The organism is Corallococcus sp. CA047B (assembly GCF_003612065.1).
Lineage (GTDB): Bacteria > Myxococcota > Myxococcia > Myxococcales > Myxococcaceae > Corallococcus > Corallococcus praedator.
The window spans coordinates 1-5,366 of record NZ_RAWD01000473.1 but is presented as its reverse complement, the minus strand read 5'-3'; the positions used below and the strand labels follow the sequence as shown (position 1 = coordinate 5,366).

Genomic DNA, 5,366 nt, shown 5'->3' with positions numbered 1-5,366 from the left:
GACAGTCGACGTGCGCGTAGTGGCGGTTCTTCGTCTTGTACTCCACGTGCGCCGTGGAGATGGTGATGCCGCGCTCCCGCTCTTCCGGCGCCTTGTCAATCTGGTCGTACGCCATGAACGTGGCGCCGCCCGACTTGGCGAGCACCTTCGTGATGGCGGCCGTCAGCGACGTCTTGCCGTGGTCCACGTGCCCAATCGTTCCGATGTTCACGTGGGGCAGGCTGCGATCGAACTTTTCCTTGGACATGACACTCCTCGAAAAATGGAGCCCTGAACCAGGATTGAACTGGTGACCTCGTCCTTACCAAGGACGCGCTCTGCCAACTGAGCTATCAGGGCTTGGCGATGCACTACAACGGTTGGAGCGGGAAATGGGATTCGAACCCACGACATTCAGCTTGGAAGGCTGACGCTCTACCAACTGAGCTATTCCCGCATTGCCGAGTGGAGGGAGATGGATTCGAACCATCGAAGGCGTAGAGCCGGCAGATTTACAGTCTGCTCCCTTTGGCCGCTTGGGTATCCCTCCAGATATTCGATTGTGGTGCTGCGGCCGCTTCCTACACACAAACTGCAAAACCGACTGCGTGCCCCGGGCCCTTCTCCGCGGCCCGTCCTACCTGGCCGGCGGCGGGATTTGAACCCGCGACCTACTGATTACAAATCAGTTGCTCTACCGACTGAGCTACACCGGCATCACTCCAGCAACTGCCCCGCCCTACCTCATCCCGGGCGGACCGTCAACCACCCGGCAGCGACTTGAGAGGCGCGACCTTTTAGAAGTCCCCACTCTCCAAGTCAAGGAGATTGATCCGGGTTCGTCAGCGGGCCGGACGGCCCCGTTGACGGGCGACCTCGTATAGCAGAATCGCGGCGGAAACCGACGCATTCAATGAACCGACCTGACCGGCCATCGGAATCCGGAGGCGGAAGTCGCAGTGCTTGAGGACCCCTTCCCTCACGCCCGCCCCCTCGGCCCCCACGACGAGCGCCAGGGGACCGTCCAGCCGGGCACTCCAAAGGGGTTCGGAGCCCTCGATGTCCGCGGCCGCGACCCAGAGGCCCGCTTCCTTCAGTTCTTCCAGAGCGCGGGAGATGTTGGTGACGCGGGCGATGGCGCAGTATTCGACAGCGCCGGCGGAGGCCTTGGCCACCGTGCCCGTCACCTGCACCGCGCGGTCCTTGGCCAGGACGACGCCATGGGCCCCGAGCGCGTGGGCCGAGCGGATGATGGCCCCCAGGTTGTGCGGATCCTGGATGCCGTCGAGCACGACCACGAGGGGCGGTTGCGAGCGCGCCTTCGCCACGGCGAGCACGTCCTCCAGGTCGACGTACTGGAAGCCCCGGAGTTCGGCGACGACGCCCTGGTGCACGCCACCTTCCGCCATGGCGTTCAGCCGCTCCTTGCCGACCTTCTCCACCCGGACGCCGGCGTCCCGCGCGCGGCTGAGCAGTTCGCCCGCGGCCTTGGCGCCCACCTGCCCGTCGACGATGAAGATGCGCTCCACGGCGTCGGGATGGGCCCGCAGGGCCTCCAGCGCGGGGTTGACGCCATAGACGTAGCGCGGGGCTTCGGTGCCACCGCGCTCGCGCTCGCTGCCGGCCTTGGGTGAACGCTCTCGCATGGGGACTACTGGACCTCGACGGGCAGCGAGAAGGTCTTCTTCTGACGGGCGCAGATCTTCTCCGTGCAGATGAAGAAGGTGAGCGTCGCATCCAGCGTGCCCTTGCCGGCGGCAACCGCCGTGAAGGGGACCTCGAAGCGCGGATCCACGAACTGCTGGCCCTGGGCCTTCTTCGCCACGGACTGCTCGCGGGTCAGCGTCTTCTGCGCGGGCGTCAACTGGGTGCCCGTGAGTTCCAGCTTCAGGGGGGCTTCGTCGGAGACGTGGGCCCCGGCCTTCGACTTGATGGCCAGCACGAAGGTGCCCTGCCCTCCCGCCTTCACCTGCGTCGACGTGCCCTCGGTGGTCACTTCGTAGAGGGTGGCGGGGTCCACGTCCTGGGCCAGCACCGGGGCGCTGACGAGGGTCAGCAGCAGGGTGGCCAGGTGCGGAAAGCGGCGGGGGCTCGGCATGGGTCTTCTCCTGGAAGGCGGCGCTCGTATACCGGGGCTTGGGACGCGCGGGGAGCCCTTTCTCTTCTAACTCCGGGGCGCGCCCACCTTCACGATGGCCTTGCGCGGCGGCGGAGGCGGAAGCAGCGCCTGCGGCGTCTCCAGCGCGGCGCTCCACACGGGAGCAGCCCCGGCGACCAGCGCCTCCGCGCGCAGGATGATGGGGGTGGCCAGGTCCATGCCCGTCGCCGCCTCCATCTCCAGCAGCGCGGGCGAGCTGTTCACCTCGAAGACCTTCGGCTGCCCCTGCACGTCCAGGATGTCTACCGCGGCCACCTCCAGGCCCACCAGCCGGGCGACCTTCTCCGCGATGGCGCGGTGCCCCGGAGACAGCGCCAGGGCCTCCAGCCGGGCTCCCCGGTTCAGCGTGTGCGAGAGACGGCCGGGGCGCGGCTTGCGCAGAACCGCCGCGACCGCCTCGCCGCCCACCACCAGCACCCGGACGTCCTGGCCGGTGCTTCGCACGTACTCCTGCATGACGATGTTGTGGCCCAGGCCCAGCACGGCCTCCAGCGCGGCCTCCAGCGACTGGAGGCTCTCACACACCATCACGCCGTGCTTCTCCTGGCCCTGGAGGAGCTTCACCAGCACGGGGACTCCCCCCACAAGCCCGACCATCTCCTTGAGGTGGGCGGCGTCACGGGCCATCACCGTGGCCGGGATGTCGATGCCGTGGGCGGACATGAGCTGGAGCGCGCGCATCTTGTTGCGCGACTGCGCGATGGCCTGGGCATGGTTCACCAGGGGCACGCGCGCCAGGCCGAACTGGTTCACCACCGCGAGTCCATACGTGCTGATGGACAGGGCGATGCGCGGGATGACGACGTCGGTGGGCGTCAGCTTCTTGCGGTCGTAGAGGAGGGTCGCCCGGCTGCCCCCGTCCAGATGCATCTGCACCCGGAGCGGGTTGAGCACGCGCACCCGATGTCCCCTCGCGCGACCTGCGTCGACGATCCGCCGCGTGGACGAAATGGAGGCGGAGCGCGAGAGGACAGTGATTTTCATGGCGGAGGCGACCGGCCCGGCGAGGTCCTATAACCCCCGCCATGGCCCGGGTAAAGCCGCCTCCACCCGCCGCTGTCTAGAGTTCGCGGATGGCGCGCACTTCGACGCTGACCGGCGCTTCCGGACGCGACGCTTCGAGGCGCGTGCAGGTGCTGCCAGTGAACCGCACGCCCGTGTCGACCACCGACCAGGAGTCCGGCCCCCCGAGCGTGCGCTCGCCGTTGATGTAGACCACGATGAGCGACGGGTCGGACGGCATCTGGCTCGGGTCGAGCGGGATGTAGCAGGGCTCGCCGGGCATGAGCCGCTCGCTGATCGACTTCAGCGCGGCCGCCAGCTCCACTTGGTTTCCCGCCTGATAGAAGCCACGGCCGCAGAGCTGGGTGGCCACGTTGCAGGTATCACCCGCGCCGCAGTCGATGTCCGCTCGGCACGTGCGCGCGAAGCCGCCCGCGCCCGCCATCGCGTTGAGCACCTGGGGGCCGGCGCCCTCCGACGTCTCCGCGCCGAAGCCGATGACGATGGTGGAGATCTGGCGCTCCTTCAGGGCCTGCACCGCCGCGACCGAGGCGTTCTTATCGAGGCAGCCCCGCTTGTAGTACGGGCTCTCTTCCACGACACACTGCGACGTGGCCACCGTGCAGCTGCACTGCTCGGCCTGGCTGCCGTTGTACTCGTTGTTCACGTTGCAGTTCGGCAGACCGTCGGTCAACAGGATGATGATCTGCGGGCGCTCCGCCGGGTCCGTCGTCAGCAGCGAGCCCGTGAACGCCAGGCTTCCGCTCGTCGGCGTACCACCGCGGGGGCGGTTCTCACCGCTGTTGGGAATCGCCTGCAGGATCGCGTTGAGGCCCTTCGCGTGGTCCAGCAGCTCCAGGTCCGAGTCCAACGTGGTCGGGATCGCGAGGCGAACGCTCCCGTTCCCGCCCTCGCCGGCCGCGGCGCAGAGCTGGGCCACGGTGGGGGATTCCACCGTGATGGGCGCGGGATACGTCGTCAGGCCGAAGCGGACGAGGCTGCCGCTCTCCGTGAGGAACGGGCCCATGGCGGCCTGCAGCTCCGACCAGCGCGTGGGGCACTTGGCCGTATCGCAAGGAGGCCGGTTCTCGCCGCAGATGTAGTCCTGGCCCAACTCGTTCTTGCCGTGGCAGACCTTCACGCCGTTCACGGTCAGCTCGGGCTCCACGGGCAACGTCATGGAGCCGGAGGTGTCCACCAGCAACATGACGTCCGGCTTGCTGCCGCGCGCCGTGATCACCGTCTCCTTCGTCGTCTGGGCGATCGCGAGCGGATCCACCGGCTCGAAGTCATACGTTTGACAGCCGGCCATCATGGCACCACCGACGATGCCGGCCAGCAGTGCGCTCAGGGGGGTCGACTTGGCGCGCATAGGCTTTGGGTATTTCCTTCTTGGAGGGGAACCACGAACCACGAGGCCCCAGCGTAACGCGTGAGCGCCCACCGAGGCTACAGCGACTCGCAGCAAGCAGGTCCCATTCAGGTGAAGCTGCCAAGTTGCAACAACAGGCGATCCCGCGGGACCACGCTCCATCCTGCGTCGGACACCCACACCCAACCGACGGGCACGAGGTTCCACCCGCTCACAGGGTGAGGACGCGCGCGCCCTCCGTCAGGCGCCAGATGGAGGCGAGACCCATGACCTCGTCCAGGGTGCCCTGCAGTTCCTGGGGCGTCAGGCCGCAGATGCGCACCGTGGTGTCACAGGCCACGAGCTTCGCACCCAGGGCCCGGGCCTCCTCGAGCATCCGGGCCGGCGTGGGGACGTTGAGCCCTTCCGCCCGGGCCGCCTCCGTGCGCTCGCGCTCGCTGTGCGCGAGGCCGAAACCGCCCCGGACCAGTTGGCGCAGGGCCTCGAAGGCGAAGACGAAGTAGACGTCGTCGCCCATCGCGGCGGCGGTGATGCCCATGGAGCCGGCCTGGTAGGCGGGCTCGTACGTGGCGTGCTGGAGAAAGAAGAAAACGCGTCCGGCCATGCGCGGGGACCTTAGCCGTATCGAGTCTGGACCGGCAGCCGTCGTATAACGGGGACCCCACTCCACCGGGAGTCCCGCATGCCGAGCCCGTCGTCCCGCCCCCGCGGTGTTCGTCCCTCGCCGGCACCATCGCGCCCTTCCCTGTCGCGTCGGGTGGGACTGTTCGGCCTCGCCGTGCTCGCGGGCGTGGGGCCCGTGTCCAATGCGGCGCCGGCCCGCGCGAGCGTCCATGCGGCGGCCCAGTCTTCCTC

6 protein-coding genes and 4 tRNA genes are annotated in these 5,366 nt (G+C 68.2%); all 10 read right to left on the bottom strand.

Going from position 1 to position 5,366, the window contains the following annotated elements; all coding sequences use genetic code 11:
• Positions 1-247 (bottom strand): GTP-binding protein (locus tag D7X74_RS39195; RefSeq protein ID WP_233602280.1); only part of this gene is annotated, 247 nt, incomplete at its 3' end.
• Positions 248-263: 16 nt separating this feature from the next.
• Positions 264-339 (bottom strand) — tRNA-Thr (locus tag D7X74_RS39190).
• A gap of 21 nt (positions 340-360) precedes the next feature.
• Positions 361-436: transfer RNA gene (locus D7X74_RS39185), tRNA-Gly, on the bottom strand.
• Positions 437-445: 9 nt separating this feature from the next.
• A tRNA-Tyr gene (locus tag D7X74_RS39180) sits at positions 446-529 on the bottom strand.
• Positions 530-622: 93 nt separating this feature from the next.
• Positions 623-695, bottom strand: a tRNA-Thr gene (locus D7X74_RS39175).
• Positions 696-821: 126 nt separating this feature from the next.
• A complete protein-coding gene (rlmB, locus tag D7X74_RS39170; RefSeq protein ID WP_120538054.1) occupies positions 822-1,625 on the bottom strand; it encodes a 23S rRNA (guanosine(2251)-2'-O)-methyltransferase RlmB in 804 nt (267 codons plus the stop codon).
• Between the two features lie 5 nt (positions 1,626-1,630).
• Complete coding sequence (locus D7X74_RS39165; RefSeq protein ID WP_199741996.1) at positions 1,631-2,077, bottom strand: hypothetical protein; 447 nt, start codon at positions 2,075-2,077, stop codon at positions 1,631-1,633.
• Between the two features lie 66 nt (positions 2,078-2,143).
• Positions 2,144-3,121 (bottom strand): RimK family alpha-L-glutamate ligase, encoded by a 978-nt coding sequence (locus D7X74_RS39160; protein WP_120538052.1) that lies wholly within the window; start codon positions 3,119-3,121, stop codon positions 2,144-2,146.
• Between the two features lie 76 nt (positions 3,122-3,197).
• The gene (cglB, locus tag D7X74_RS39155; RefSeq protein WP_120538051.1) at positions 3,198-4,511 is read right to left on the bottom strand and encodes an adventurous gliding motility lipoprotein CglB; all 1,314 of its coding nucleotides are present in this window, start codon (positions 4,509-4,511) and stop codon (positions 3,198-3,200) included.
• A gap of 211 nt (positions 4,512-4,722) precedes the next feature.
• Positions 4,723-5,115, bottom strand: coding sequence for a DsrE family protein (locus D7X74_RS39150; protein ID WP_120538050.1), 393 nt, complete (start codon positions 5,113-5,115; stop codon positions 4,723-4,725).
• Positions 5,116-5,366 lie beyond the last annotated feature (251 nt).

What these genes read in the sequence shown, in the direction of transcription:
- D7X74_RS39160 (WP_120538052.1), bottom strand. Translation starts at nt 3,121, where the DNA reads ATGAAAATCACTGTCCTCTCGCGCTCCGCCTCCATTTCGTCCACGCGG.
- cglB (WP_120538051.1), bottom strand. Translation starts at nt 4,511, where the DNA reads ATGCGCGCCAAGTCGACCCCCCTGAGCGCACTGCTGGCCGGCATCGTC.
- D7X74_RS39150 (WP_120538050.1), bottom strand. Translation starts at nt 5,115, where the DNA reads ATGGCCGGACGCGTTTTCTTCTTTCTCCAGCACGCCACGTACGAGCCC.
- D7X74_RS39165 (WP_199741996.1), bottom strand. Translation starts at nt 2,077, where the DNA reads ATGCCGAGCCCCCGCCGCTTTCCGCACCTGGCCACCCTGCTGCTGACC.
- rlmB (WP_120538054.1), bottom strand. Translation starts at nt 1,625, where the DNA reads ATGCGAGAGCGTTCACCCAAGGCCGGCAGCGAGCGCGAGCGCGGTGGC.